This window comes from Rudaea sp. 3F27F6 (assembly GCF_005503555.1).
In the GTDB taxonomy this organism is placed as follows: domain Bacteria; phylum Pseudomonadota; class Gammaproteobacteria; order Xanthomonadales; family Rhodanobacteraceae; genus Rudaea.
Genome location: NZ_SCNG01000001.1, coordinates 1,325,887 through 1,352,151 on the forward strand (window position 1 = coordinate 1,325,887; position 26,265 = coordinate 1,352,151).

18 protein-coding genes are annotated in these 26,265 nt (G+C 64.9%); all 18 read right to left on the reverse strand.

Annotated elements, in window-relative coordinates; genetic code table 11:
* Positions 1 to 305: 305 nt before the first annotated feature.
* The gene (locus FFS30_RS05685; RefSeq protein WP_137912104.1) at positions 306 to 1,418 is read right to left on the reverse strand and encodes a DUF5938 domain-containing protein; all 1,113 of its coding nucleotides are present in this window, start codon (positions 1,416 to 1,418) and stop codon (positions 306 to 308) included.
* Positions 1,419 to 1,466: 48 nt separating this feature from the next.
* Positions 1,467 to 2,291 carry an SDR family oxidoreductase gene (locus FFS30_RS05690; RefSeq protein WP_137912105.1) on the reverse strand — a complete coding sequence of 275 codons (825 nt, stop codon included), beginning with the start codon at positions 2,289 to 2,291 and terminating at the stop codon, positions 1,467 to 1,469.
* An 11-nt stretch (positions 2,292 to 2,302) separates the two neighbouring features.
* Complete coding sequence (gene phaZ / locus FFS30_RS05695) at positions 2,303 to 3,196, reverse strand: poly(3-hydroxyalkanoate) depolymerase (protein WP_137912106.1); 894 nt, start codon at positions 3,194 to 3,196, stop codon at positions 2,303 to 2,305.
* Between the two features lie 186 nt (positions 3,197 to 3,382).
* On the reverse strand, positions 3,383 to 5,131 hold the full coding sequence (locus FFS30_RS05700; RefSeq protein WP_137912107.1) for an alpha/beta fold hydrolase: 1,749 nt from the start codon (positions 5,129 to 5,131) through the stop codon (positions 3,383 to 3,385).
* Complete coding sequence (locus FFS30_RS05705) at positions 5,131 to 7,176, reverse strand: acetoacetate--CoA ligase (protein ID WP_212742408.1); 2,046 nt, start codon at positions 7,174 to 7,176, stop codon at positions 5,131 to 5,133. The genes FFS30_RS05700 and FFS30_RS05705 overlap by 1 nt, the downstream gene beginning before the upstream one ends.
* Positions 7,177 to 7,315: 139 nt before the next feature.
* Positions 7,316 to 7,774, reverse strand: a complete 459-nt coding sequence (locus FFS30_RS05710) for a DUF3237 domain-containing protein (protein ID WP_137912109.1) — start codon at positions 7,772 to 7,774, stop codon at positions 7,316 to 7,318.
* 144 nt (positions 7,775 to 7,918) lie between these two features.
* Positions 7,919 to 8,680, reverse strand: coding sequence for a glucose 1-dehydrogenase (locus FFS30_RS05715; RefSeq protein ID WP_137912110.1), 762 nt, complete (start codon positions 8,678 to 8,680; stop codon positions 7,919 to 7,921).
* Positions 8,681 to 8,696: 16 nt separating this feature from the next.
* A complete protein-coding gene (locus tag FFS30_RS05720; protein WP_137912111.1) occupies positions 8,697 to 9,521 on the reverse strand; it encodes a hypothetical protein in 825 nt (274 codons plus the stop codon).
* A 3-nt stretch (positions 9,522 to 9,524) separates the two neighbouring features.
* The gene (locus tag FFS30_RS05725; RefSeq protein ID WP_171014439.1) at positions 9,525 to 10,331 is read right to left on the reverse strand and encodes a glucose 1-dehydrogenase; all 807 of its coding nucleotides are present in this window, start codon (positions 10,329 to 10,331) and stop codon (positions 9,525 to 9,527) included.
* A gap of 15 nt (positions 10,332 to 10,346) precedes the next feature.
* Positions 10,347 to 12,653 (reverse strand): hydantoinase B/oxoprolinase family protein, encoded by a 2,307-nt coding sequence (locus FFS30_RS05730; RefSeq protein WP_137912112.1) that lies wholly within the window; start codon positions 12,651 to 12,653, stop codon positions 10,347 to 10,349.
* Entirely contained in the window at positions 12,650 to 14,791 is a 2,142-nt protein-coding gene (locus FFS30_RS05735; protein ID WP_137912113.1) for a hydantoinase/oxoprolinase family protein, read from the reverse strand. The genes FFS30_RS05730 and FFS30_RS05735 overlap by 4 nt, the downstream gene beginning before the upstream one ends.
* 162 nt (positions 14,792 to 14,953) lie before the next feature.
* Positions 14,954 to 15,385: an acetone carboxylase subunit gamma gene (locus FFS30_RS05740; RefSeq protein WP_137912114.1), complete on the reverse strand. Its 432-nt coding sequence runs from the start codon at positions 15,383 to 15,385 to the stop codon at positions 14,954 to 14,956.
* Between the two features lie 112 nt (positions 15,386 to 15,497).
* A complete protein-coding gene (locus FFS30_RS05745; protein WP_137912115.1) occupies positions 15,498 to 17,423 on the reverse strand; it encodes a hydantoinase/oxoprolinase family protein in 1,926 nt (641 codons plus the stop codon).
* 135 nt (positions 17,424 to 17,558) lie between these two features.
* Complete coding sequence (locus FFS30_RS05750; RefSeq protein WP_137912116.1) at positions 17,559 to 18,938, reverse strand: DUF1329 domain-containing protein; 1,380 nt, start codon at positions 18,936 to 18,938, stop codon at positions 17,559 to 17,561.
* A 154-nt stretch (positions 18,939 to 19,092) separates the two neighbouring features.
* Positions 19,093 to 21,036, reverse strand: a complete 1,944-nt coding sequence (locus tag FFS30_RS05755; protein WP_137912117.1) for a DUF1302 family protein — start codon at positions 21,034 to 21,036, stop codon at positions 19,093 to 19,095.
* Between the two features lie 83 nt (positions 21,037 to 21,119).
* The gene (locus FFS30_RS05760; RefSeq protein WP_137912118.1) at positions 21,120 to 22,082 is read right to left on the reverse strand and encodes a YCF48-related protein; all 963 of its coding nucleotides are present in this window, start codon (positions 22,080 to 22,082) and stop codon (positions 21,120 to 21,122) included.
* A 5-nt stretch (positions 22,083 to 22,087) separates the two neighbouring features.
* On the reverse strand, positions 22,088 to 23,464 hold the full coding sequence (locus tag FFS30_RS05765; protein ID WP_137912119.1) for a DUF1329 domain-containing protein: 1,377 nt from the start codon (positions 23,462 to 23,464) through the stop codon (positions 22,088 to 22,090).
* Between the two features lie 90 nt (positions 23,465 to 23,554).
* A complete protein-coding gene (locus tag FFS30_RS05770; protein ID WP_212742409.1) occupies positions 23,555 to 26,005 on the reverse strand; it encodes an MMPL family transporter in 2,451 nt (816 codons plus the stop codon).
* Between the last annotated feature and the right edge of the window lie 260 nt (positions 26,006 to 26,265).

Genomic DNA, 26,265 nt, shown 5'->3' on the forward strand with positions numbered 1-26,265 from the left:
CACACGGAGGTGCAATTAGCGGAACCCGGCCGATGTCGCGGACCCTTTGGGCAGGATGCCCATAGGGCGCAATGTTCTGGGGCGTGTCTCTTTGCTTACTTTCTCTGCACGAGCAGAGAAAGTAAGCCGCTCGTCCGCAGGACGAGTGGAAGCCTTTGCTCTTAAACAAAACAAAAAGCAAAGTCGCTGGATTCCCGCTAAGAGCATGCGGGAATGACGAGCGAAGGCAAGAGCTGGATGACCAGCCCTGCGGCTGTTGAAAGCCCCGCTTTCGCGGGAATGACGAGAAAAAAGCGAGCCCCGTGTCAGGTAATCACCGGCGCAGACACCAACCCAAAACTCTGCAGCACCCCAAGCAATTCGCGATGACCAAGCGCCTGACAGCCCGAGGCGAAGCCATAGCGCTTCGGCGGCGCCTGCAGCAAGTGATGCGCGAAATGCGCCTGCAGCAGGCCGGTCTGTTTGTAATTCTGGTTGCCGCGGATGACGACGTGCTTGAATCCGAGCGGGCCGCTCGCCATCACCGAGTCGATTGAAATATTGACGAGCGGATTCTCGCGCGGCGGCATGCCTGCCTGCACGCTGGCTGCCATTTCCGACAGCGCCTTCTGCTGCTCCTTGGGCGGCAGCGGGCGGATATCGGCATCGATCTTCGCGTTCATGGCGACGACGTTGTCCATGACCGCGCGCGCGAACACGCCGCCCATGACCTTGCAGTTGTGCACGCGCGGATCGTTCTTGAACCAGACCGGATGCGCAGTGCCGCCCCACGGCAGCACGAGCGCAGTTTCGTGCTGGCCCGGAACGATCGCGTCCGCTTTCGCACCCTGCTGCCACTTCACGTATTTGTTGCCTTCGAGATAATAGAAGTCGGACGTGAGGATCGCGAAAATCGTCTGCACCGACGCGTAGGTCGGAAAGCCCTTCCACAGCACGAGCATGTCGAGCGTGTGCAATCCCGGCGTTTCGAGCGCGATCTGCGCCGCAATCTCGCCGGTGGTATACATTTGCGCGATACCGGGAGCGAGGCACAGATTCTTGTCGCCAAATTTCTGTCCCCACTTCTCATCGCACTCGATCATCCAGTTCTGTTCGCCGTTCGTGTCGGTGTAGTGCACGCCGGCGGCAAGCGCGGCTTCGACCGCCTCGGGGCCGTACTTGGCGAACGGCCCGACCATGTTGCACAGCACCTTGCTGCCCTTGAGCAGCTTGGTCAGCGCCGGGACGGTGTGCTCGACCTCGGCGATTTCGTAATCGGCCGTTTCGATGCCCGGGATCTTGTCGATCACTTCCTTGATGCGCTTGCCGTCGCGTCCCGCGGCGATGAAGGGGATGTTGTACTCGCGGCAATACTCGGCGACGAGGCGGCCGGTGTAGCCGTTGACGCCGTAGATGACGACAGGCTTTTTGCTGCTCATGGTGTGCTCCTTGGTGAATTCGATTGGGATTTCTGGACGTCTAAACGGCTAGAACATGAACCCGCCCGAGCAGACGACGACCTGCCCGCTGATGTAGTCGGATTCGGGTATGCAGAAGAGATAAACCGCGCCGGCCGCTTCGGCCGGCGTGCCGCCGCGGCCGAGCGGGATGCCGGCCTCCATCGTCTTCATCACCTCGGGGTTGACGCCGACCTTGATCTCGCGACCCTCGACCCGGATCGCGCCGGTGCCCGCCGCGCTCTCGGTCAGGCGCGTCTTGATCAGCCCGAACGCCACGGAGTTGACGTTGACCTTGAAGCGCCCCCACTCCTTCGCCATCACGCGCGTCATGCCGTTGACTCCGGCCTTGGCCGCGCCGTAGCCGAGCTGGCCCGCGTTGCCGCCGACCCCGGCGAGCGAGGAGATGTTGACGATCTTGCGGAACACTTCGCGCCCGGCCTCGGCCTCTTCCTTCGCTTTCGCGCGGATGAAATCCGACGCGGCGCGCAGGATGCGGAACGGCGCGGTCATGTGCACGTCGAGCATCGCGTACCACTGCTCGTCGGTCATTTTTTGGATCACGCCGTCCCAGGTGTAGCCGGCGTTGTTGACGATGATGTCGAGGCCGCCGAACGTATCAACGGCGGTCTGCACGAAGCGTTCGCCGAAGTCCTTGTCGGTCACGCTGCCGACGCAGGCCGTGGCGTCCGTGCCGGCGGCGCGCACCGCAGCGACGGTTTCCCCGGCGAGCGCGGCGTCGAGGTCGTTGACGACCACGCGCGCGCCGTCCGCGGCGAGCTTGAGCGCGATCTCACGGCCGATGCCGCGGCCCGAGCCCGATACCAGAGCGACTTTGCCTTCGAGTTTCTTCATCCGCATTTCCTTCATATCGATGCGTAGCCCTCCCGCGCACGCGCGCGGGAGGGATCAGGTTTTGGGCGCGCTTTCTCGCGCTCGCCGAGAAATGTGCGCACCACGCGCCCGGCTTCGGCCGCGTCGGAAATCAAGAACAGGTGGCCGTCGTGGAACACATGCAGACGTGCGTTGCGAATCAGCCGCGCCATCAGCCGCGCGTTGACCAGTGGGATCACCGGGTCATCGTCGCCGGCCAGGATCAGGGTCGGCTGGCGCAGCAGCGGCAGCCACGGCAGGCTGGTCCAGCCGGCGATCGCGAGCTGCTGCAGCAAATAGCCGACGCGACCGGTCTTGTGGAACTCGCGCAGCAGTCCCGGCTGGGTGCGCGCCTTGCCGCCATAGATGTCGCCGGCGATCGCGCGGCGGAACACCGGATCGTTGAAGCGCCGCGGGGTGAGGAATTTCGCCAGCACCGACGGCTTCGGCGGCACCATCAGCACACCCTGCGACGTCGCGGCGAGGATCAGGCGCTGGCAGCGGCGCGGATTCTGCAGCGCGAACTGCTGCGCCATCGCGCCGCCCCAGGACACGCCGAGCGCGTCGACGCGCGCATAGCCGAACGCGTCGAGCACGCGCGAGCTGAGCAGCGACAGCATCCACAACCGATACGGAATCGGCGGCAGCGAGGACTCGCCTACACCTGGCGCGTCGAACACGATCGTCTCGATGTCGCCGAGCGCATCGACGAACGGCGCGAGCAGTTCGAGACTCGCACCGATGCCGTTGAACAGCAGCAGCGGCGTTTTCTTCTTGTCGCCGGGCCATACCGCGACGCGCAGGCTGGTGCCGAGCACGTCGATCTGGCGCAGCTCGATCCTGCGCTTCGAGCCCGGCTTAAGCGGCGTCGCGACGGCGACCGTCATACGTCCATCTCCATCTGCTCGTCATTCCCGCACGCTCCTGGCGGGAATCCAGCGCCTTTGCTCCAATCCGCGCGCATAAAACTAAAGCTCACCCAACAACCGGCGATTCGCCTGCCGCGACCCGCGCCTTCGCGGGAATGACCAACAGCTATGTACGCTGTCGTGGGATTCACTGGATCACCGTCCTCACACCCGCTCATGCACATACACACCCGGCGCAGCGCACAGCGGCGGATATTTCTTGTTGCCGGCCATCTTCGGCGCCGCGACAAGCGCACCCGCATGCGCGCGCGTCCAGGCAACGCAGTGATCCCACCAACTGCCCTGATGGCGCTCGGCCGAGGCAAGCCATTCTTCGGCCGTGGCCGACAGCGACGTGTTGGTGCAATAGCTCGACTTCGGATTGCCCGGCGGATTGACGATGGTCTGGATATGGCCGCTGTTGCCGAGCACGAACTGGCTGCGTTTGCCGAGCAACTGCGCGCTGCAGTAAACGCCCTGCCAGATACACAGATGGTCATTGGCCGCGCCGACCACGTAACTGTCGATGCCGAGCGCGTCGAGCGCCGGCATCGCCTTGCCGCGCACCTTGAACGCGCCCGGCGTGACGAACGGATTGGTTTCGACGAACTCGGCGAAATCGTAGTTGAACTGCGCGGTCATGCCGGTGCCGTCGCCGTTCCAGTAGAGCACGTCGAACGCGGCCGGCGTGTTGCCGAGCAGATAGTTGCTGACCCAGTAGTGCCAGATCAGATCGTTCGCGCGCAGCATCGCGAACAACACGGTGAATTCCTTAGCGCTCATGCGCCGCTTGCGCAGCGCCTTCTTCGCCGGCTGCGCCACCGCATCCGCCGACGCCGTATCGACGAAGGCGCCGACGCCAGGCGCCTTCGACATCGCGCTCGTGTCGAGCGGCGAGACGAACAGCATCATCGAGTGGATCTTCTTTTTCTTCACCGCGGCGAACCAACCGGCGAGCGACACCGCGACCGGCCCCGCGCCGCAGACGGCCCAGAGGTTCACGTCCTTGCTTTTGCGGATCGCGCAGGCCGCATCGATCGCGGCTTCGATCGCGTCCTGGTATTCGGCCATGCCCCAGCGGTCGTGGCGCGGCTGCGGATTGCGCCAAGCGACGACGAACACGGTCATCGACTGCTTGATGAAGTATTCGATCAGACTGCGCCCCGGCGCGAGATCGAGCACGTAATACTTGTTCACTATCGACGGCACGACCACGATCGGCCGCGCATGCACGCGCTCGGTCTGCGGCGCGTACTGAATCAGCTCGAACATCTCGGTGCGCAGCACGACCTCGCCCGGCGTCGCCGCGAGATTGCCGCCGATCTTGAACGCCTTCTCGTCGACCTGGGACGGAATCGGCCGGCGCTTCCACAAGTCGCCGAGCAGATTCTTCGCGCCGCGCACGAGCGACAGCCCCCAGGTTTCTTTCGCCCGGCGCAATGCGGCCGGATTGCCGAAGAGGAAATTGCTCGGCGCGAGCGCGTCGCCGATCTGGGCGAGGAGGAAATCCACGCGCTCGACCTGGCGCGGGTCTAGGCTCGAATTCTTCGCATAGCGCGACATCGATTCGCGCAGCGCGAGATAACTTTGCAGCAGGCCCGAGTAGATCGTGCTCTCCTGCCAGGCCGGATCGCTGAAGCGGCGGTCGCCGGCGTCGGGCGCGTGCTGCGATTCGCCCGCCGCGACCTTGCCGAGTTCGCCGAAGAAGCCGAGCGAGGCGCGCGCGAGCGCGAGCGGCTGACGCGCGCTCTGGCGCAGCAGGGTGCCGGCGGTGTCCCACAGATCGCTCGGACGGAAATCGCCGAGCGCGTTCTGGCCGAGCACGTTGTCGACGCCGCGCGCGACGAAATCCGCCGCGCCGCGCGGCTTCGCCTTGCGTGACGGCCGGCCTTGGCCCGCGGCGCGCGCGCTCATCACGCGTTCTCCGTCCGCGCGGCTGGTGCGCGCCAGGTGTAGTCGGCCGATTCGTCGGCGAAGCGCACGAAGTAATCGATCGCCTCGGGATTCTGCATCGCGTCGCGGCTAGCGGCCTTCTCCAGCGGCCAGCCCATGAGGATCTTGCGCACCGGCACTTCCATCTTCTTGCCGGTCAGCGTGTACGGCACCGCGGCGACCGCGTAAATCTTGTCGGGCACGTGGCGCGGGCTGCAGTCTTCGCGCAGGCGCTTGTTGATGCGCGCCTTCACCTCGTCGCTCAAATCGAAGCCGGGCTTGAGCTTGACGAACAGCGGCATGAAGAAATTGCCGCCCGGCAGTTCGCAGCAGACGATCAGGCTGTCGGCGACTTCGGGCTCCTGCTCGACCGCGCGGTAGATTTCCGCGGTGCCGATGCGCACGCCGTAGCGGTTCAGCGTCGAATCCGAACGGCCGTAGATATAGCAGCCGCCGCGCGCGTTGATCTTGATGAAGTCGCCGTGGCGCCAGACGCCGGGAAACGTGTCGAAGTACGATTCGTGATAGCGCTTGCCGCCTTCGTCGTTCCAGAATTTGATCGGCATCGACGGAAACGGTTTGAGCACGACAAGCTCGCCGACTTCGTCGACCAGTTCCTTGCCGTCGTCGCTCCACGAATGCACGTCCATGCCGAGCATGCGCGTCTGGATTTCGCCCGCGTGCACAGCCAAGGTCGGCGAGGCGCCGACGAAGCCCGAGCAGATTTCCGTGCCGCCCGACTGCGAGGTGACCCACAAGTCCGGCTTGACGTTGCGGTAGCACCAGGCGAACGTCTCCGGCGTCGATGGCGCGCCGGCAACGAGCATCGATTCCAGGCGCGAAAGATCGAACTGCTCGCCGGGTTTCAGTCCCGCCTTCTCCATCATCTGCACGAAGGTCGGGCTCGCGCCGAACGAGGTCGCGCCGGTGTCGGCGGCAAGCCGCCAGAGAAAATCGAGGTTCGGCCAGGTCGGATTGCCGTCGTAGAGCACCACCGACGAACCGGTCAGCAGCGCCGCGATCAGCAGGTTCCACATCATCCAGCCGGTCGTCGAATAGAAAAACATCGTGGAACCGGGCTTGAGGCCGAGATGAAAGTGCATCAACTTGAGATGCTCGATCAGCACGCCGACATGGCTGTGCACGATCGCTTTCGGCAGGCCGGTCGTGCCCGAGGAGAACACGACCCAGATCGGATGGTCGTACTCGACGCGCTCGAAGCGGAAATCGGCCGCGCTAATGTCGGGCGCATCGATCAACGCTTTCCAGCTCAGCACGCCGCGCAGATCGACCGGCATCTTCGATTCCGCCTTGATGCCGCCGTCTTCGAGATACGGCAGCCAGACGATGTGTTCGAGCGTCGGCAGTTCACCGGCGATCTTGCGCACTTCGGCTTCGCGCGCGAAGGTCTTGCCGCCGAACTGATAGCCGTCGGCCGCGAACAGCAGCTTCGGCGCGATCTGCGAGAAACGCTCGATCACCGTCTTGACGCCGAACTCGGGCGCAGCCGACGACCAGACCGCGCCGACGGCGATACTCGCCATCATCGCGATCGCCGTCTCCGGCACGTTCGGCATGTACGACACGACGCGGTCGCCCGGCTTGAGGCCGAGCTTGCGCAACTGCGTCGCGACCTTGCGCACCGCGGCCGCGACGTCGCCCCAGGTCATGTTCGCGAGCGGGCGGAACTCGGTCAGATGGCGGAATGCGACTTCATCGGCGCGCGCCTGCCCGGCATAGCGCAGCAGATGCTCGGCATAGTTGACGCGCGAACCCTCGAACCACTTCGCGCCGGGCATCACGCGGCGGTCGAGCACCTGCTTGTACGGCGTCGACGAGGTGACGTTGAAATAGTCCCAGACCGAACGCCAGAACTTCTCGATCTCGGTCACCGACCAGCGCCGCAGCGATTCGTAGTCCGACACTTCGGCGCGCCCGCTTTCGCGCAGCCAGTCGATGTAGTGCGCGACGTTCGAGTCGGCTGCGAACTTCGCGTCGGGCTTCCACAGCAGTTGGCCTTCGCTCACCATCTCACTTCCTCCCTTTTCGCTAGCCCCGTCATTCCTACGAAGACGGGATTGCGCTTCTTCTCGCGCCGGCCGGCTATCGGAAACATCCAATCCGAGAACCGGACTGCGGGCTTCGTCTGCAACGACGGCGAATGATTCATCGCACCGCGTACACGTCGTAGCTCGCGCTCAGCGTCGCCAGATCGAACTCGCCGATCGAGATCGCGAACGCGCGATGCAGCCATTGGTATTGCGGATGCGCGGTGCGTGCTAACACGCGGTTCTTCAACGGCAGCTTCGCCGGCAGTTCGCCGCGCGCCATTTTTTCGTAGCCGTCTTCGCCCATGTCGGCAAAGCCCGCATATTCGACATAGATCAGCGCGCCGTCGTCGGCCTCGATCGTGGTGCGCACGTCGGGGCCGCCGATGCCGTCCCGGCGCAGATGGAACCAGTCGCAGCCTACCGGCCGGACCTTGCCGTTGAGCCGCGGCCCCTTCACTTCACCGCCGGTGATATAGAAGTTGCCGCGTATGCCTTCGGGCACTGGCCCGATCAGTTCGGGCGGCGCAAGGCTGCCGGTAAAAGAAAACAGATGCTCCATTTCGTACTTGAACATGGTCACTCCATTCAGAGCGGAATCAAAAGACGTCGACACGGAAAATACGGAGAAGAGCGGAAGATTTTTGCTCTGACTTCCTCTCGTTCTTTTCTCTATGCTTTCCGCGTTCCCCGTGATTCAAGCTGTTCTTTGACATGGCACTCACTGCGCGATGTAACCCGCATCGACGACGAGTTCGATGCCGGTCTGGTTGCGCGTTTCGTCGCTCGCGAGATACACGCAGGCGTGGGCGACGTCGGCCGGTTCGCACAAGCGGCCGAGCGGATGGCGCTCGATCAACGCGGTGAGAAAGGCCTGTGGGTCGGCGAGTTTGCCGGCCGCGCCGGTGACCATGTCGGTCAAGATGAAACTCGGATGCACCGAGTTGATGCGTATCTCGTAGCCCGATTTCGCGCAGTGCAATGCGGCCGACTTGGTGAAGTTGCGCACGCCGCCCTTCGAGGCGTTGTAGGCCGCGGTCAACTCGCTGCCGACGATGCCGTAGACCGACGAGATATTGATGATCGAGCCGCCGCCGCGCGACTTCATCGCGCGGATGCCGGCGCGCGTGCCGAGAAAGACGCCGTCGAGGTTGACCGCGAGCACCGCACGCCATTGCTCGAACGTGCAGTCCTCGACCGAGGCGAGGTGGCCGATGCCGGCGTTGTTGACCAGCGTGGTCAGCCCGCCGAAATCGGCGACCACCTGCGCGACGACGCGGTCCCAAGCCCCTTCGTCGGTCACGTCGAGCGCGTACGCTTTCGCGCTCGCGCCGATCTCGCCGGCCAGCTTCTGCGCCGCGGCGAGATCGATGTCGGCGATCGCGACCCTGGCGCCCTCGCGCACGAAGGCGTGGCAGGTCGCCGCGCCGAGGCCGCGTGCGCCGCCGCTGACGAGGGCGATCTTGTTGTCGAGACGTGCCATTTCCTTTCCCCTTCTTTCAACGCAGCGTCGCGAGCCGCGCGAGCACGGTTTCCGGTTTCGCCGCCGCCGGGATCGTTGCGTAACGAAACTTCGTCGGCGGCGCGGCGGTGTCCGTGTTCCAAAATGCCGCGTCGAGCACGGCGCCGCAGCGCGGCGAGGCCGGCGGCTTTGCGGCCACCGCGTAGCCGGCCGCGCAGGCCGTCGCCTCGTCGATGGCGCCGCCGACCTTGAGGCCCGTATCCCAGCGATAGTTGTCGGCGACGTTGAGCACGGCCTGGTACAGCGCCACGCTCTGCGCATTCGGCGGCACGTAGCCCGGCGCTTCTTCGAGCAGCAGCGCGTCGATGCCGGCCGCGGCGAAGCCGCGCAGAAAATCGGCGAGATAGACCGCTGCGGAATCGGCTTCTTCGTCGCCCGATTCGACCGCCTCGCCGTGTGCCTGCGCATACGCCATCGCGATCCACGCGCGCGGCGACGGCAGAACGAGGGCAAAGATCGCGCCGGCCATACTCGCGCGCAGGCCGTTCGCGAGTTCGAGTAGGTGCGCGCGCAATGCTTCGTCGGCGAGCAGGGTTTTCAATGCGAATACGGCGCGCGACTTGGCGCCCATCGCGGTGCGCAAGTCCGCGTGCACGTCTAGCCACGCGGTGCACGCCGGTGCGAGATGCAGGCCAACGATGTCGGACTTGAGCAGACCCTGCGCGCGCCGCTGCAAGGACACGAACTCGCCGACGTCGAGCCACGGCACGACGCCCTTGTTGAGCAGGGCCGCCGCGTAGTCCGTGCTGTCGAGCCACACGGTGGCGGTGCCTGCGTCGAGGCGGTCGGTCAGCGCGCCCATCGTTCAGATCGCCGTCAAGCCGCCGTCGATCACGAGTTCCGAGCCCGTGACCCACTTGCCCGCGTCGGAGGCGAGATAGACCACGCCGTTGGCCACGTCGGCCGGCTCGCCGAAATGGCCGATCGGGTGCATCGCCTTGACCGCGGCTTCGGCCGACGCATAGTCGGGAGCGAGACCGAGGTCGACCAGATGCTGCATGAAATTCGCACCCATCTCGGTCTGCACGATTGCCGGATGCACCGAGTTCACGCGCACACCAGTCTGCAACTGCGCGCATTCGATCGCCGCGGCCTTGGTCAGCAGGCGCACCGCGCCCTTCGAAGCGTGATAGGCGACGTGGCCCGTGGTGCCGATCAAGCCAGCGACCGAGGACATGTTGACGATCACACCGCCGTTGCCGTTCGGCTTCGCCATCGCGCGGATCGCGTGCTTGACGCCGAGAAAGACGCCGTTGACGTTGATGTTCATCACGTTGCTGAAGTCTTCGAGCGTGCAGTTGGCGATCAGCGCCGCGGTCTCGATGCCGGCGTTGTTGACGACGATGTCGAGACTGCCGAATTCGCGCTTGGCCGCAGCGACCGCGGCTTCCCATTCGGCTTCGACGGTGACGTTGTGTTTGAGAGCGGCCGCCTTGCCGCCCGCGGCCTTGATCTTGGCGACGGTGTCGCCGGCGTCGGCCAGGTCGGTGACGAGCACCGCCGCGCCGGCGTTAGCGAGCGCAAGCGCGATTTCCGCGCCGATGCCGCGCGCCGCGCCGGTGACCAGGGCGACCTTGCCGTCGACGCGAAACACATTGTTTGCTGCTGCCATATCGGACTCCCTCTCTTATCTGGATTTTTTCTTGACGCCGGCCTTGGCGGCGGGCGTCTTCGTCGTTTTCGCAGGGCGAGGCGGCTTTTTCAACCGTGAAATCTCGGCTTCGAGTTCGGCGATGCGCAGGTCTTTCGGGTTCAGCATGAAAGCGCCCTGGATCGCGTCCGCGGGCATCGCAACGCGGCGGCCGTAGCTCGTCGCGTAGATCGTCGTGCGATCGTTCCACGAGCCGTAGTACGGGATGTGCGCGGGCGGTTCTTTCGTCACCCATTTCTTGCAGAACGCGTCGAACGGCTTGCCGCGCTTGATACGCTCGCGGCGCGTCCGGTCGCGCAAGGCTTTCGTCGCCGCCTCGTCGACGACCAGGGTCGTCGCGTCGTAGACGACCTTGTAGATATCGCGCGCGTTCTCGTGCGACATCAGGTCTTCGGCCAGATCTTTCATCACCAGCTTCGGATCGCGTTCGAGCACGTCGCCGTAGCCGCCGCCCGAGCCCTGGCAGATCATGTAGATCTCGCCTTCGTTGCAGATCTCGAAGGTCATGCCCATGTCGTTGCTGCTGTACTGGGCGCCCTGGATCGGCTGCTTGTTCATCAGCTCGACGATGTCGAATACCTCGACCACCTTCGGGTTCTTTTCCAGTTCCGCGAAAATGTTGATGCCCTTGATCTTCATAAGCTGATACGACGGGCACGAGTAGCCGCCGAACAGGCCCTGCGCCGACGGAAATTTCGAGCCTTCGCAGCCGGTCATGAAGCCCCACAGGCCGGTGCCGCGCACAGTCGCGATCTGCTCATAGCCCATGCCGGCGCGGTACTTGCCCCAGCCGATGCGGTCCTTGGCCAGGCGCTGCGCGCCGAGGCGGATGATCGGCGTGTCTTCCTCGTTGATTTCGTGCTCGCCCGAGTCGGCCATGAAACCGAACACCGGCGACACGCTGTGCTCGCCGTCCGCATGCGAACGCGCGCCCTGGCCCATGCCGTTGATGTCCGAACAGAAATTGCCGGTCACGTCGCCGTGCTGGGTGAGGCCGCCGTAGACGAAGGTCGCGGCTTGGTCGTACTGCGAAGCGATCACCGCCGAGTAGCGATGCGGCACCGAGTAGTTGAGCTTGTTCATCGGGATCGTCCAGACCACGCAGGCCTTGAACATCGGCATCAGGCTCATCGACTGCGGCATCTCGCCTTCCGCGTCCATGATCGAATTGCGGTCGGTGAGGATTTCGATCGGCGACAGCACCGCCATCGTGTGCGGCAGGTCGGGCCAGATGTTCTGCAGCAGGCCCGTGCACAGCGCGGCCTTGAAGCTGGCGACGTTGGTGTTGACGCAGCGGTTGAGGAATTGCGGTGCGCTGCCGCGGAAATCGAGCGTCATGCGCTCGCCCTTGACCGTAATCGCGCAGGCCACCTTCTGCATCGCGCTCTCGCGCAGCGACGAGTCCATGAACTGCAGCACGCGCGTGGTGCCGTCGGGTAGCTCGGCGATGCGCCGGCGCATTTCTACTTCGACGTCTTCGAGATGACTGCGCAGCGTGCCGATCAGCGCATCACGTCCGTATTGTTCGAGGATCGCGAGGATGCGCTCGCGCAGGCGCATCACCGCGTGTAGCTTCACCTTCATGTCTTCGAGCTGCAGCTTGGGATCGCGCACCGAGTTCTGCAGGAAGGTGACGAGATCGCGCTTGAGCTGGAAGTTCTCGACGACCTTGAACGGCGACATCTTGATGCCTTCGTCGTACTTGCTCTCGGCCGCAGCCGGCATGCCGCCGGGCTCGCAGGCGCCGTTCTCGCCCTCGTGGATCGTCGACGACAGCCAGCAGATCAGCTCGCCTTTCCAGAACAGCGGCATCATCATCGACTGGTCGGTGTTGTGCACGCCGCCGTAGCGCGCGTCGTTGTGGATGAATCCGTCGCCGTCGCGGACTCCGACCGACGCGTCGTTCACCCAATACTTGATGATGAACTTGATCGGATAGAAGCAGCACGCGGCGAACGCGATGATGCCGTGCGGCGCGATCATCGCCAGATCGCCCGAGTTCGTGTAGATGCCGGTGACTAGGTCGCCCCACTTCGCGCCGGGCGCCGCGCCCATCTGGTTGACCATGGTGAACGCTTCGGACAACGCCGCGTTGATCAGGCCGCGGATATGGTGAGTCTGGTGCTTGTCGACGCCACGGCCGAGGATGTCGTCTTCGGCCGCAGTGCGCGGCGCCAGCGAATGATTGCGCATGATCTCCGGATCGGGGCCGAGGAACAGCATGTTGTCGGCGAGGAATTTCTCGCGCAGCGCGCGATCTTCGTCTTTCGTCAGCACATTCATGCCGCCACCTCGTTCTTGATGAACCAGACGCCGCCCTGGGCGACGGCGTGGTAGGTCCAGCCCGGCTCGACCAAGTAAGTCGTCGCGCGCGTAACGACGATCGCGGGCCCCTCGATGCGCGTGCCGTCGGCGCGCGCCGCGTCGTCGTAGACCGGCGTATCCAGCGCCTTGTCGTGGCCGACGAAATGCACGCTGCGCCGGCTCGCCGGTGCGGGCGCCGGTTTCACAACGCCGTTGAGCTTGAGCTTGGCGAACTTCACCGTCGGCTGTTCGACGTAGGCGCAGACGCGCAGCGTGTTGATGCGCACGCCGGTCTCGGGCGACTGGCTGCCTTCGCCGAAGCGCGCGCCGTAGCTGCGGTGGAACTGGTCCATCAGCGCAAGCACGTCGCTTTGCGAGTCGAGCCGCGTGCGGTCGGTGACGACCGCGGTCTGCACGCGCTGATTGCCGTAGCGCATATCGAGTTCGAGCCGGTAGCGGATCGCATCGGCCTGCATGCCCTGGCGCAGCAGGTCTTCGCGGCCGCGACGTTCCAGCTCCTCGACGCCGCGGTTGAAACTCGCATAGTCGGCGAAGAACGACTTGGTCGCCGGATTGAACAGCACGGTCCAGGTGCTCATCTCGTGGATGTGCATCTGGTTGACGTTGCCCGCGCCGCAGGCCGAGAACGTCGACGCATACGGCGGCGCGAGGATGCGGCCGACGCCGAGCGCGTTGGCGATGCCGCAGGCATGCAGCGGGCCGTTGCCGCCGTAGGCAAGAATGGTGAAATCCTTCGGCTCGTAGCCGCGCGTGCGCAGTTCGGTCGCGATGCCGTTGGCCATATGCGCATCGACATTGCGTTTGATCAGCTTCGCCGTTGCGATCAGGTCGAGATCGAGTTCGTCGCAGAGATGATCCTCGATCGCCTGGCGTGCGCGCTTCGGGTTGAGCGGAATGCGTCCGTTGGCGTAGTGCGCCGGATCGAGATAGCCGAGCACCAGGTCGGCGTCGGTGACCGTCGGCTGGGTGCCGCCGCGGTCGTAGCAGGCCGGCCCTGGATCGGAACCGGCCGACTGCGGGCCGATCTCGACCGCGTCGAACATGCGGTCGTAGCGCGCGATCGAACCGCCGCCCGCGCCGAGCGTGACCAGGTGCACCATCGGGATCGACACGAGCCAGCGGTCGATGACCGGATTGAAGTCGTAGTGCTTGACGCCGCCCTGATCGACGATGCCGATATCGAAACTGGTGCCGCCCATATCGGTCGCGACGACGTTGCCGAGTTCGGCGGCCGCGGCGAGATGTTCGCTCGCCGCGACGCCCGCGACCGGACCCGAGTGCACGGTCTGCAGTGCGTCGGTCGAATTGAGCTGGGCCATGCCGCCCGAGTTGTGGCTGACCAGCATCGGCTTCTTGTAGCCCTGCACGCGCAGATTGAGTTCGAGCGTGCCGAGGCCGTGATACATGGTCTGGTGCAGGAACGCGTCCATGATCGTCGAAGTGCCGCGCGCGTACTCGCCCTTGCGCCCCGCCACTTGATGCGACAACAGAATCGGAATCGCGCCGAGCAGGTGCGCCGGATACTCGTCGCGGAAGATTTCGCGCACGCGCAGTTCGTGCGCCGGGTTGACCACGCTGTTGGTGAACATGACCACGAGCGCTTCCGCACCCGCGTCGACGAGTTCGCGGATGCGCAGGCGCACGTCGTCCTCGTCGAGCTTCCAGAACACCGCGCCGAGATAGTCGACGCGCTCGCGCACCTCGCGGATCATCGGAATCGGCACGATCGGCTGCGGCCGCCGCGCATTCGGGATGTCCATCTGCTCGCTTTCCGGCAGGCCTTCGCCGTAGCCGCGCGCGCGCGACAGCGGGATCGTGCTCTTGAAACCGGTGGTGACGAGTACGCCGATGCGCGGCCCCTTGCGCTCGATCAGCGCATTCGTGCCGAGCGTGGTCGCATAGCGCACCGAATCGACCTGCGAAAGCAGGGCCGGCGTATCGACGCCGAGCTGGGTGCAGGCGTCGCCGAGCGACTCGTTGAAACCGAGGGCGAGATTGTGATGCGTGGTCAGGGCCTTGCCTTCGACGTAGCGGTCGCCCCAGACGACGAAGGTATCGGTGAAGGTGCCGCCGATGTCTACGGAGACGCGTTTCATGGGTGCTCCGGTGTCGCGCGCGGCGCGGCGCGGATGAGCGGGGAAGCGGTGAGCGGTGAGCGGGAAAAACAAAGCAGCGGGCCGACGGCTTTTTGCCTTTGCCGCTCACCGCTCACCGCTGACCGCTCCCGCATCGACGACTCTTGCCGCGACAACAATCCATCAGTGCGCATGCCCATGCTCCTTATGCAGCGCACGCCTATGCAGCGCTTTTTCCAAAGCCAGATCGGGCCCGATCGTCGGTTCCACGACCTCCTTGCGATCTTTCCACTGCGCCTTGAGCGCATCGATGTCGAGTTCGATGTCGTGCAGCGGCGGATGCCCCGGCGGCAGGTATTCGGCCTCGACCATCGTGCCGCACGACGCGCAGTAGTATTCGAGGATGCGGCACCAGGTCGGGTCGGGCGAATAGGTGCGCTCGTACTTGGCCGGATCGAGCAGCGGCTTGTGGATCTCGCGCGGATCGCGGTCGTAGACGAGCAGGCCGCGCTTGTAGTTCTCGCGCGCGCTGCCGTGCGCGTGGCCGCAGCGCCGGCATTCCCACTGCTCGCTGTCGAGATTGATGCGCAGGTATTCGGTGATAAGGACGTTCATTGCGTTGCGGGCCTTGGATTACGTGTTTCGCCGTACTTTCCGCGAGAGCGGTCAGCGGTGAGCAGTGAGCGGGAAAACATTTGCGGTACCTTTGCGGCGTGCTGCTTGTCGCTCATCGCCGATCCTCTCTGCGCAGCAGGATGTCGCCGGCTTCGTTGATCTCGAAGTGCCAGCCGGGATCGATACGGCAGGTGAAGAACGCTTCTTCGAGTACGGCCGGGCCGATCGCACCGGCGCCGGGCTTCTGCTCTTCGACGCGGTAGAGCGGCACCTCGATCGTCTTGCCACCGGCGTGCAGCGCACGCGTCGCATTCGACTTTGCCGCGATCGCCTTCGCGCCGAACTTGCCCGACATCGCCGCATGGCGGATCGGTTTCACCGCATGCAGGATCAGCGAGGCGTCCTTGGTGAAACCTTTCGGCAGCTTCGCGTCCTTCGCCGCGAGCGCGACTTCGTCACCCTGCGCGTTCTGCACGAGCCAATGCAGCTTGCAGTCTTTCAGTTCGACACCTTCGGCGAACATGCCGTGGCGCGCGCGTTCGCTGAGGCGCTTGCGCGTCGCGTCGAGCGCCTTCGCGTCGGCCAGCGGCGCGGCATATTCGTGCGCGATGTCGGAGAAGCCGATGCCGAACGCGGAGAACACCGCGGCCAGGCCGGGAATCAGCACGCGCGTCGCGCCGACCGCGTCGGCGATCTTGCACGCGGCGAACGGACCCGCGCCGCCGAACGCGGCAAGCGTCGTCTTCGGCGTGATCGTCGTATAGCGCTGCAGTGCCGCTGCGATCTTGGCGATCCAGGCGTCCTCCATCGCCGCGGCGGCCGCTTCGACGGAAAGGCCGAGCGGTTTGGCGACGTGCGCATCGATCGCCGCGCGCGCGCGCGCCGCGTCGATATTCAATTCACCGCCGAAGAACGACGCCGGATCGAGCAGCCCGGCGACGAGAAACGCGTCGGTGATCGTCGCTTCGGTGCCGCCGAAACCGAAGCAGGCCGGGCCCGGTGCGCTGCCGACGCTTTCCGGACCGACCAGAATCTTCTTACGGCCTTTGCCGTCCGCATCGACGCGGATGATCGACGAGCCGCCGACGCCGTGGCTTTCCACGTCGCAGAGCGCGAACGACGTCGCCACGCTTTCGACCTTGCCGCGGCGGTTCGCGCGCACGACGCCGTCGCGCACTTCGCCGATGTCGGTGGTCGTGCCGCCGACGTCGAACGAAACCAGATGCGAGAATTGGTAATGTTTCGCGAGCGCCTTCGCGCCTTCGGCGCCGCCACGCGGGCCCGACGAATAGGTCTTGACCGCGATCGTCTTCGCCACGCGCGCCGAATGGCCGTCGTTGCGGAAGATCAGCAGCGGGTTCTTCGTCTTGAACTCGCGCAGGCGGTGTTCGGCGTTGTAGAGAAAGCGCTCCATCGCCGGATGCAGAAAGGCGTTGAACAACGCGGTCCAGGTGCGGCGCACGTCGTCGGCGTCCTCGACGACTTCGTGCGAGTAGAGCAGCGGCACTGCGCCGAGCAGATGCTGCGGAAATTTCTGCAGCAGGATCGCGCGCAGGCGGCGCTCAACCGCCTCGCGCTGCGCGCCGCCGACCGCGATAACGATGCGGCTTGCACCCTGCGAGGCAAGCTGGGTCACGGCTCGCGTCGCGGCGAGATCGAGTTCGCTTTCGCCGAGCGCGATATCGAGTACCGCGCAACGTTCGCCAACCAGGGCGGCGAACAAGGCTTTCGCCTGTTTGTCGTTCTTCAGCGCGGCGGCGCTCAGTGCGCCGCCGACGATCAGGCCGAGCTGCGGCCCCTTGCGTTCGACGAGTGCATTGGTGCCCTGGGTCGTCGAGTAGCGGATGTAGTCGGTCGCGAGCAGCAGGCGCTGGATGTCGTCGGCGCCGTAGATCGCGCGCGATGCTTTCTTCAATCCCTCGAACAGGCACTTCGACAAGTCGTACGGTGTGGTCACCGTTTTCGTGCGATGCACGCGCGCGCCGTCGATCACGCAAATGTCGGTCAGGGTGCCGCCGTTGTCGATATTGATCAGCATCGCCTCGTTGCCTTCACTGCCATCGGGTATGCCGATCCTCGTCCTTGGGCGCGGCGTCGATCTTGTATTTCCGCATCGTTCTTTTGCACATTCTTCGCCGGCATGAAAAAAGTCGGCGTGCGACTGCGACCGAGGTCACGCCGAGCCGAGCCGCATCAGCGCCGCGTTGGTCAGATATTTGTCGTAGATCGCTGCATCGTTTGCACTGCTGCGATAGCCGCCCGGCAGCTCACGCACCTGTTCGAGCCGGGTCATGCGCCCGGTTTGCAGGTCGAACGCATGCACGTGCGCCCACGACCAATACGCATGCGCGCCGTCCATGAAGCGCCGGTCGCCGTTCTCGTAGAGCGCATAGGCGCCGTCGAACGAGCGGTAAGCTTCGCCGCGGCGGTCGTACGAGACCATGCCGATCGGCAGACCGGTGCGCGCGTCGAACCAGACGCGCTTCTTCGACACCGGCGCACGCGGGAATTTGACCGGCTCGGCTTCGACGACGATCGCCTCGGGCACGAGTTCGACCTTGGTGTCCCAGAACGTCTTGCCTTTCGGGCCGCCGTGCGTGGCGTGTTCCCAGTTCGCGTGCGCGCCGTTCCAGTTTTCCGATACGGCGGCGAGAAACGGACCGCGCCCGACGATGCGGTAGTTGCCCCAGGTGTAGAGCGGATCGCCCGCGGCCCACGCGTCGGACAGATACAGATTCGATCCGGGCATCAGCCCTTCGAAGCGCTGATTGGTCGGATAGGTGCGGATGCGCTTGAACTCGGGCAGATAGCCGCACAGATACGGCATCTCGCGCTGGTCGTACGCCCAGATGTTGAGGAACGAAGTGCCGCGCGCGTTCTGCGGCGCGGTGAAGAACACCGACTGGTAGCGCAGCTTGTCTTCGTGGCCCGGCCAGTACGGCTTCGGTTCGAGCACGGTGCGCGCGACCGGCGACAGTTCGGCCCAGCCCGACTGGTATTCGTAGGCGGGATTGCCGTCTTCGAGCAGGTCGGTTTCCTTGACCGCGTAGAACGACGCGTCGTGGCGGCCCCAGCTCATGGTCAGGCCGGCGAACAGTTCGATCGCGCTGTTCGCGTCGGGAAACGGATTGCCGCCGATCCACGGCTTGCCGTCGCGCGTGACGACGTTGCCGTCCTTGTCGAACTGCGCCTGGCCGCGGTTGCGCGCGGTCGCTTCGAGATATTCCCAGGGACCGAGCCGCATCAGTTCGGTCGTGGTCTTGACGATCTGCAGGCGCCGGCCGAGCTTGGCGATCTGCTCGTATTTCACCGGTTCGAGCAGATCCTTGACCTTGTCGACGTTGGCCGCGCTGATCTCGTCGCCGGTCTTGATCGCGCCGCGCGTGTAGTCCTCGATCGACAGCAGTTCATGCGGATAGGCGCGATCGATCTCGCCGTGCGCCTCGATCGCCTGCCACAGCGGCATCAGCACCCCCGCGCCGGCCACGCCGCGCGCGAGCTTGTCGAGAAACACGCGGCGGCTGTGCGAGCGCGGATAGCGGATGGGGTGCATGCGTTTGTTGCCGATCGGGATAAGCGCGAGCCGGAAGCGGGCCGTCGAAGCGGCGGTGCCGGTGCAAAAAGCACGGGGAGAAACGCGTCCTGCATTCCCTCCCCGTGTCGTCCGCACTCGTCGCTTCCGCCACCGGCCGGTCATGAATGGGCGATCAGAACTGGTAGCCCACGCGCACGCTCAGCTCGTTCGCGAATTCGAGTGCGCCGAACATGTTCTTGTTCGGGTTGCCGCCGATCTTCGCGTTGATGTAGTTGTAGAAGATCTCCGCGGTCCATTGCGTGTTCGGCTTCCAGCGCACGGCCGGCTGCACGAGCACGCCTCCCTGCAGGTCGTAGAGCACCGACAGGTCGAAGCGCCAGACCAGGTTCGGAAAAGGCTGCTGCACGGCGAAAGCGACGGCCTTGAAGCCGCCGCCGTGGCCGCTCGCGTTGGTGAACTCGCTGCCGTTATAGCCGCCGCCGTCCTGGCTGCCGGTGTAGCGGCCGAACAGGTCGCTCTTCGATTTGTACATGAACTCGGCGACGAGATAAGTCGCCGGCAGGTTGTCGAAGAAGCGCTGGTATTTTTCCAGCGAGATGTTCGACACCCACTCGTTGGTCTTGAGGAAGTTGATGTTGAGATCGGGCGCGGTGAAGGTGCGGTTCGGCGTGTACAGCACTTCCCAGTTCAGAATTAACTGGTCGGTGATCGAACCGGGCGCGCCGGAGAAGGTGTAGGTGATGCCGCCGCCGAAGTTGTCTTCCTGCTTGTACTCGCGCGCGAGATGGCCGCGCAGGCCGCCGAAACCGAGACCGCCCGAGTTGAGGCCGCCGACCTGGAAGAACGTATTGAGGATCGCGCTCGCCGTGCCTTGGCCGATCTGCGGCAGCGGCCCGCCGGTCAGCGCCTGGCTGCACGGAAAATCGTTGGCCGCGGCGCGCAGCGCCTGGATCGCGTTCAAGCGCGACTCGGCCGCGCCCTTGAACCATTCGTTCGCCGACCAGACGCCGGTCGGATCGGCCTCGAACGGCGTGCACGCGAGCAGAGAGCCCGGCACGCCCGCCGCGGGAATGCCGCGATCGACGCCCGACTGAGTCCAGCGGAACACGCCGTCCGGGTTGTAGCGGTGCGCATAGATCGCCTGCACGCCGAACGCGCCGATCTCGCCCTTGGCGCGCAAGCCGAAATCCATCTTGTCGTTGTAGTTCGCGTACATGTCGTGCACGGTGAACTGCGAGAAGATGATGTTGTACGGCGTGTTCGGATTGCCGAGCACCGACGGCTGGAACTTCTGCACGTAGCCGTCGAGCAGCCAGCCGTTGTTGAACTGGTAGTTGGCGCGCAGGCCGAGCGCCGGCACGCGCTTGTCCGAATATTCTTCGGGCGCATAGTCGAAGATCGAATGGCGGCGCAGGTCGAGGCCGTCGGGTACGTCGAGCACGCGGAAGAACAGCGACTGGCCCCAGGCGATCTGCTGGTTGCCGAGGCGCACGTTGAGCGGGCCGTTGTTGTATTCGAGGAAGAACGCCGGCAGGTCGACCATGTAACTCGATCCCGCCCATTCGAGCGGATTCGGCCGCGCGAGGCCCTCGGTGTAATACTTGAAGTAGTTCGGGTCCTGATACACCTTGCCAACCGCATGGCTGCCGAACGCGGCCGGGCTGTATTCGTCGTACCAGCCCGGATCGTAGAGGATGCGCATCTTGACCACGCCGGTCAGGGCGTCGTTGAAGTGCATCTTCGCGTCGAACTGGGCGCGGAACATCTGCATGTTCAAGCTCGCGTCGTCCTTGCCGCCGATGCGCGTGGCGACGTCGGGCACGCCGGTCCCGCTCGGCGGCGGCAGGATCACCGGCCGCGCGATCGGCACGCCGTTGAAACTGTTGCCGAGCTGGTTGTGCACGTTCGCCTTGTTCGTGTTGATCGCGGTTTCGGAGCGGATGAAGCCGCCGAACTCGACGCCGGAACTGCCGCCCGAATTCGACGATTCCGACGTCCCGCCCGAGGCCGCGGCCGCGGCGAGAGGGTCCGCATCGGCCGGCGCCGCGGCGAGCGATTGCGCGATCGCGAGACTCAAGCTGCCGACGCCCAGGATGATCTTGTTCTGCGACTTCATACTTCTCCTCCTCAAGTATTCCGTGGTAGCGATGTCGATGCTTGCGGCCGCGCGCACGCGCGCGCCGGCCCGCGTCCCGGCGTCTATTTCCCCAATCTCAGAATCTGCGCGGTCTGGCCGACCGCGATCGCGGCGTTGCCGCCCGGCACGGCGGCGAGGCCGGTGTTCCACAATCCCTGCGTGCCCTTGCCGCTCAGTTGCTGCCACGGCTTGCCGTCGTCGCGGCCGGCGAACATCTCGTGCATGCCGGTCGCGTAGATCGCGCCGTCCGCGGCGACCGCAACGCCGAGCAGGTTGGTCTTGATGCCGGTGTCGAGGTCGTTCCAGGTCGCGCCGCCGTCCGCGGTCTTGATCACCGCACCGTCCTGGCCGACCGCGTAGCCCGTGCCGTTCGCGGCCATATCGAGGCCGAACAGCGTCGCCGCGCCCTTGTGTTTGCTTTCCCAGGTCGCGCCGTTGTCGGTCGAGCGCGCGACGATGCCGAATTCGCCGGCAACGACGACCGTGCCGTCGGCGCCGACGTGCACGGCGTAGAGATTCGGATCGGCACCGTCGGCCGAATAGTCCTGCCATTTCGGCGCGGCCGATTCCCAGTGCGCACCGCCGTCGGTGGAACGCAGCAGCGCGCCGAACGAGCCGACCGCGACCGCGGTGCCTGCGTGCATGCCGACCGCAAGCAGGCGTTCCTGGCTGCCCGAGGTCGCCGCACTCCATGCGCCCTTGTCGTCGCGCACGAAGATCGCGCCCTTCTGTCCGACCGCGATCGCGCGATTGCCGTCGACCGCGACGCCGAACAACGAGGCCGGCACGGGTGCTTTCACTTCTTTCCAGGTCTTGCCGCCGTCGCTGCTCTCGCGGATGTCGCCGGCCGTGCCGACCGCGACGCCGCCGGCACCGGCGAACGCGATCGCGAACAGCGCCTGATGCACCGTGCCCGAGGCGACCAGAGTCGTCTCCACCGCCGCCGGTTCCGCGGCGGCGGCGAGGTGCGCGGCGCCGCCGAGCACGGTGGCGCAGACGAGAGCGAGCAGGCGGATGCGCGGCATGGCGATCAGGCCGCGCCCAGGCGCTGGATCGCCTGCACGGTGAGGTACTTGTTGTAGACGTCGACGTTGCCGGCCGAGAGCAGCGACTTGTAGCCGCCCGCGCAGGACTGCGTGTGGCAGCCGCGGCTCATGCGGTTGGTCTGCGAGTCGTGGCTCAGATAGTAGGCCCACGACCAGTCGACGTTGCCCTTGGCGTCCTTCTCGACCGCGCCGCCGTCCTGCAGACGACCGTAGGCGCCCTCGAAGGATTTCCACACTTCGCCGCGGCGGTCGAAGGTGATGTAGGAATTGGCGAGCTGGTTGCGCACGTCGATCCAGACGCGCTTCTTGCCGACCGGCGCGCGCGGATAACCGACCGGCTCGGCTTCGAGCACGATGCACTCGGGCACGAGCGAGAAATACGAGTCGAAGAAGGTCTTGCCTTTCGGTCCGCCGTGCGCGGGGATTTCCCAGTTCGGCTTCGAGCCGCGCCAGTTGCCCGACACCGGCGCGAGCCACGGCCGGCGCTCGACGATTTTGTAATTGCCCCAAGTCAGCATCGGATCGCCCGCGGCCCAGGCGTCGGAGAGGAACCAGGTCACGCCGGGCAGCAGCGGCTCGAAGCGCTGGTTGGTCGGGAAGTCGCGCACGCGCTTGAACGCGGGCAGGTAGCCCTTGAGTTCGGGGAACTTGCGCTGGTCGTAATACCAGGTGTTGAGGAACGACGTGCCCGACACGTCTTGCGGCCCGGTGAACCACACCGACTGCAGGCGCAACAGGTCCTTGCGGTTCTGGAACACGCTGCCGTCGGTGCGCGCCTGCGCTTGCAGTTCGGCCCAGACGAAGTCGTACTGATAAGCCTGGTCGCCGCCTGGGTCCATGTCCCACTGGCGGATCGCGTACTGGCTGTAGTCGTGGCGGCCCCACGACAGAGTCAGGTTGGCGATCGCTTCCTCGCCGGTCTTCGCGTCGGGGAACGGCAGGCCGCCGATCCACGGATTGCCGGCTTCGTCGACGACGTTGCCGTTGGCGTCGAACTTGGCCTTGCCCTTGTTCTTCAGCGTGACTTCGAGATAGTCGGCGGGGAACAGCTCGGCCACGCTCTTCGGCGGCTCGATGATGTTGATCTTGCGCCCCATCGTCTTGATCTGTTTGTAGGTGATCGGATCGAACAGATCCTTGACCACATCGACGTTGTCGGCCGAGATCACATCGCCGACCTTGATCTTGCCCTTGGTGAAGGCTTCGATGTGCAGCAGCTCGTCCGGATACGCCTTGCTCGCGTCGGCGGCGTTGGCGATATGCGACCACAGCGGCGCCAGCACGCCCGCACCGGCGCCGATGGCGGCCTTCTGCAGCAGCATTCTGCGGCCGTAGTCGAAATCGAATTTCTTGATGTGCATAGTGCCTCCTCGTTGCGGATCCGGCTTGCGCCGTGGACGCGCGCGGCGGCGCGCAGTGAAAAATCGTTCAACTCATTCGCGAATAAAGCTTCATGCTTTCGCCGTTCCCGACTTGCCGACGCCGTCGACCTCCTCGTCGTCGGCCGTGTACGCGGACAGATCGACACCTTCGCCGACGAGCAGGTCGGTGCGGCTGACGAATTTCGGCTTGACCAGATAGACGAGCAGCGGCAGCAGGACGAGGGCGAGCACCATGTTGATCACCATCGTCAGCACGAGCAGCAGGCCCATGTTCGCCATGAACTTGAGGCTGGACAGGAAGTACCAGGGCAGGATGCCGATCACCATGATCGTTGCGGTGAACATGATCGCTTTGCCGGTCGTGGTCAGCGCCGCGGTGATCGTGCGGCCCCAGTCGCCTTCGTGGGCGTGGTACTCCTCGCACAGGCGCGAGAGCAGATAGATGCCGTAGTCGATGCCGACGCCGACGCCGACGCAGGCGACGAGCAGCGAATTGATGTCGAGGCCGATGCCGATCAGATGCATGCCGGCGCCGAGAATGAAGTTGGCGCAGTTGACCGGGATCAGCAGGATGATGCCGGCGACGAACGAGCGATAGGCGAAGCTGCAGCCGAGGAAGATGGCGAGATTGAGCAGGCCGAGAATGATCCAGTGGTATTTCTCGACGACGTTGTTCATCGCCTGCTGCAGGGCAATCGTGCCCGAGCCGAGCAGCACCTTGAAGGTCGGATGATCGACACCGACAGTCTCGACTGCCTTGCGCGCCGCTTCGAGCGCCGCATCGACCGTGCCCTGCCGGTTGTCCTTGTACCAAAGCGAGACCGTGCCGTTCTGCTGGTCGAAGTCGATCACGTTCGAGTACGCCTTCGAACTCGTGCCGACCAGCACCGCGTTCGCCGCGGCGTTGACCGCCGCATCGGTGTCGTCGAGCGGCAGCCATTTCGGATTGCCGCCGGCGAACAGGCGGTTGCCTTCCATGAGGTAGTCGCCGAACGACAGCGTCGCGCGCGGCGGATTCGGCCCCTGCTCCATCAGACTTTGCAGGCGCAGCATGGTCAGGATCGCATCGGCCTGGTGCATCAGGCGGTTGCCCTGCTTTTGGTCTTTCGACTCGAGAACGATCTCGAGCGTGTTCACGCCGGGAAAGTTTTCGTTGATCGTCGATACGCCGCGGTTGTATTCGGCGATCGGCCAGAGCAGATCGCTGCCTTCGACCGGATTGCCGATCTTGATCTGCAGAAACGTATAGGTCGCACCGACCGCGAGAATCGCCGCGAGCACGGCCGAGACCGGCGCGACGCGGCCGTAAGACAGCTTCGCCGTGCCGCGCAGCAGCGCCTGGAAACCGTGGTCGAGACCGCCGGGCTTGCCCTTGCCAATCAGGCGGTCGACGTTCTTCGGCGCCGGCAGCGACGCGAGCAGCAGCGAGATCAGGAACACGCCGGTCGGGATCAGCCAGATCGCCCAGAAGCCGCAGAACAGGGCGAAGCGTTCCATCGCCGGGATCGGCGCGACCGCGATGAGGAAGATGCCGACGATGTCGGTGAAGATGCCGAGCACCGACGGCGCCATCATCACGCTCATCGTGATCTCGGCCGCCTTCACCCGGTCTTTCACGTGCGCGTAGATTTCGTAATAGCGCTCGGTGAACTGCACGCAGTGCGAGAACGAGCGCGCGACGAGCAGCAGCGGCACGACCATGAGCAGCGGCTCGATCGGCGACTTGAGCCAGCCGACGAAGCCGAAGCCCCAGATCGCCGCGACCGCGCTGGTCACGATCGGCGTGACCACGCCGACGACGTTGCGCATGTAGAGCACGAGACAGAGGATCAGCAGTCCGATCGTGATGCCGGCGATCCACAGCATCTGGCCTTCGTACTGGTAGATCCATCCGGTCAGCGCCGGCTGCCCGGCCATGAACACTTCGTGGTCGGCGTCGCGTGCCTTTTCGACGATGCCCTGCACGTACTTGAACACCGCGCCGTAGTCGAGGCGCTGTTCGATGAAGGTGGCGTTGATCAGCGTCGCCGAGGCGTCGCGCGAGATCAGGAAGGTGCGCGCACTGGCCGAGCGGTCGACGCGCGAACGGAACTCGTCGATCTCTTCCTTGGTCGCCGGCACGTGGTCTTCCATGAGCGGGCGGATGTCGATGCCGGTCGGCGTCGCCTCGGCGTAGCGCGCCTTCTCCGTCGCGATCGAGAGAATCTGGTCGTGATCGACGCCGGGCGCGAGGTCGGCATCGCGCGTCAACTGCCAGACTTTGGCGAGCGTCGACGCGTTGTAGATGTCGCCATCCTTGCGCTTGACCATGATCGTCACGGTCAACGGATTGCCGAAATTGCCGTGGTTCTTGAACACCTGGACGTAGGGATCGTCCTTCGGCAGCAGGTCGGAGAACACCGTGCGAATCTCCACGCGCAGCATGCCGACCGCGAAGAAGATCGTCGTGACGATGAAGAACGCCGCGGTCAGACCGCGATGCGCCATGACCCAGCGTGCGATGCGGGCGCGCAGGTTCAACACGTTCCTGCCCGCCCGTTCGGGAAAATCGCCGCGTCGTCCCGCATGCCCGTCCTCCCGATGCGCTGTGCGGACTTGCGTGTCCGTCTTGGTCGTCAGCGTGGCGAAAAACTAACAGCGGGTACGTGAGGGGTATTGAACGAACGCGGACTGGCCTTTGTAAAAAATTGCCGATGCCGCGATGACAACGGGAACAGCGCGCGACGCCATCGATTCGCACGCGGACGGCTGCGCGGCTGTGCGACCTGTCATCAATTTGT

Bases quoted from the DNA above. Each gene is read 5' to 3' on its own strand.
- FFS30_RS05685 (WP_137912104.1), bottom strand. From the start codon at position 1,418: ATGAGCAGCAAAAAGCCTGTCGTCATCTACGGCGTCAACGGCTACACC.
- FFS30_RS05690 (WP_137912105.1), bottom strand. From the start codon at position 2,291: ATGAAGAAACTCGAAGGCAAAGTCGCTCTGGTATCGGGCTCGGGCCGC.
- phaZ (WP_137912106.1), bottom strand. From the start codon at position 3,196: ATGACGGTCGCCGTCGCGACGCCGCTTAAGCCGGGCTCGAAGCGCAGG.
- FFS30_RS05700 (WP_137912107.1), bottom strand. From the start codon at position 5,131: ATGAGCGCGCGCGCCGCGGGCCAAGGCCGGCCGTCACGCAAGGCGAAG.
- FFS30_RS05710 (WP_137912109.1), bottom strand. From the start codon at position 7,774: ATGTTCAAGTACGAAATGGAGCATCTGTTTTCTTTTACCGGCAGCCTT.
- FFS30_RS05715 (WP_137912110.1), bottom strand. From the start codon at position 8,680: ATGGCACGTCTCGACAACAAGATCGCCCTCGTCAGCGGCGGCGCACGC.
- FFS30_RS05720 (WP_137912111.1), bottom strand. From the start codon at position 9,521: ATGGGCGCGCTGACCGACCGCCTCGACGCAGGCACCGCCACCGTGTGG.
- FFS30_RS05725 (WP_171014439.1), bottom strand. From the start codon at position 10,331: ATGGCAGCAGCAAACAATGTGTTTCGCGTCGACGGCAAGGTCGCCCTG.
- FFS30_RS05730 (WP_137912112.1), bottom strand. From the start codon at position 12,653: ATGAATGTGCTGACGAAAGACGAAGATCGCGCGCTGCGCGAGAAATTC.
- FFS30_RS05735 (WP_137912113.1), bottom strand. From the start codon at position 14,791: ATGAAACGCGTCTCCGTAGACATCGGCGGCACCTTCACCGATACCTTC.
- FFS30_RS05740 (WP_137912114.1), bottom strand. From the start codon at position 15,385: ATGAACGTCCTTATCACCGAATACCTGCGCATCAATCTCGACAGCGAG.
- FFS30_RS05745 (WP_137912115.1), bottom strand. From the start codon at position 17,423: ATGCTGATCAATATCGACAACGGCGGCACCCTGACCGACATTTGCGTG.
- FFS30_RS05750 (WP_137912116.1), bottom strand. From the start codon at position 18,938: ATGCACCCCATCCGCTATCCGCGCTCGCACAGCCGCCGCGTGTTTCTC.
- FFS30_RS05755 (WP_137912117.1), bottom strand. From the start codon at position 21,036: ATGAAGTCGCAGAACAAGATCATCCTGGGCGTCGGCAGCTTGAGTCTC.
- FFS30_RS05760 (WP_137912118.1), bottom strand. From the start codon at position 22,082: ATGCCGCGCATCCGCCTGCTCGCTCTCGTCTGCGCCACCGTGCTCGGC.
- FFS30_RS05765 (WP_137912119.1), bottom strand. From the start codon at position 23,464: ATGCACATCAAGAAATTCGATTTCGACTACGGCCGCAGAATGCTGCTG.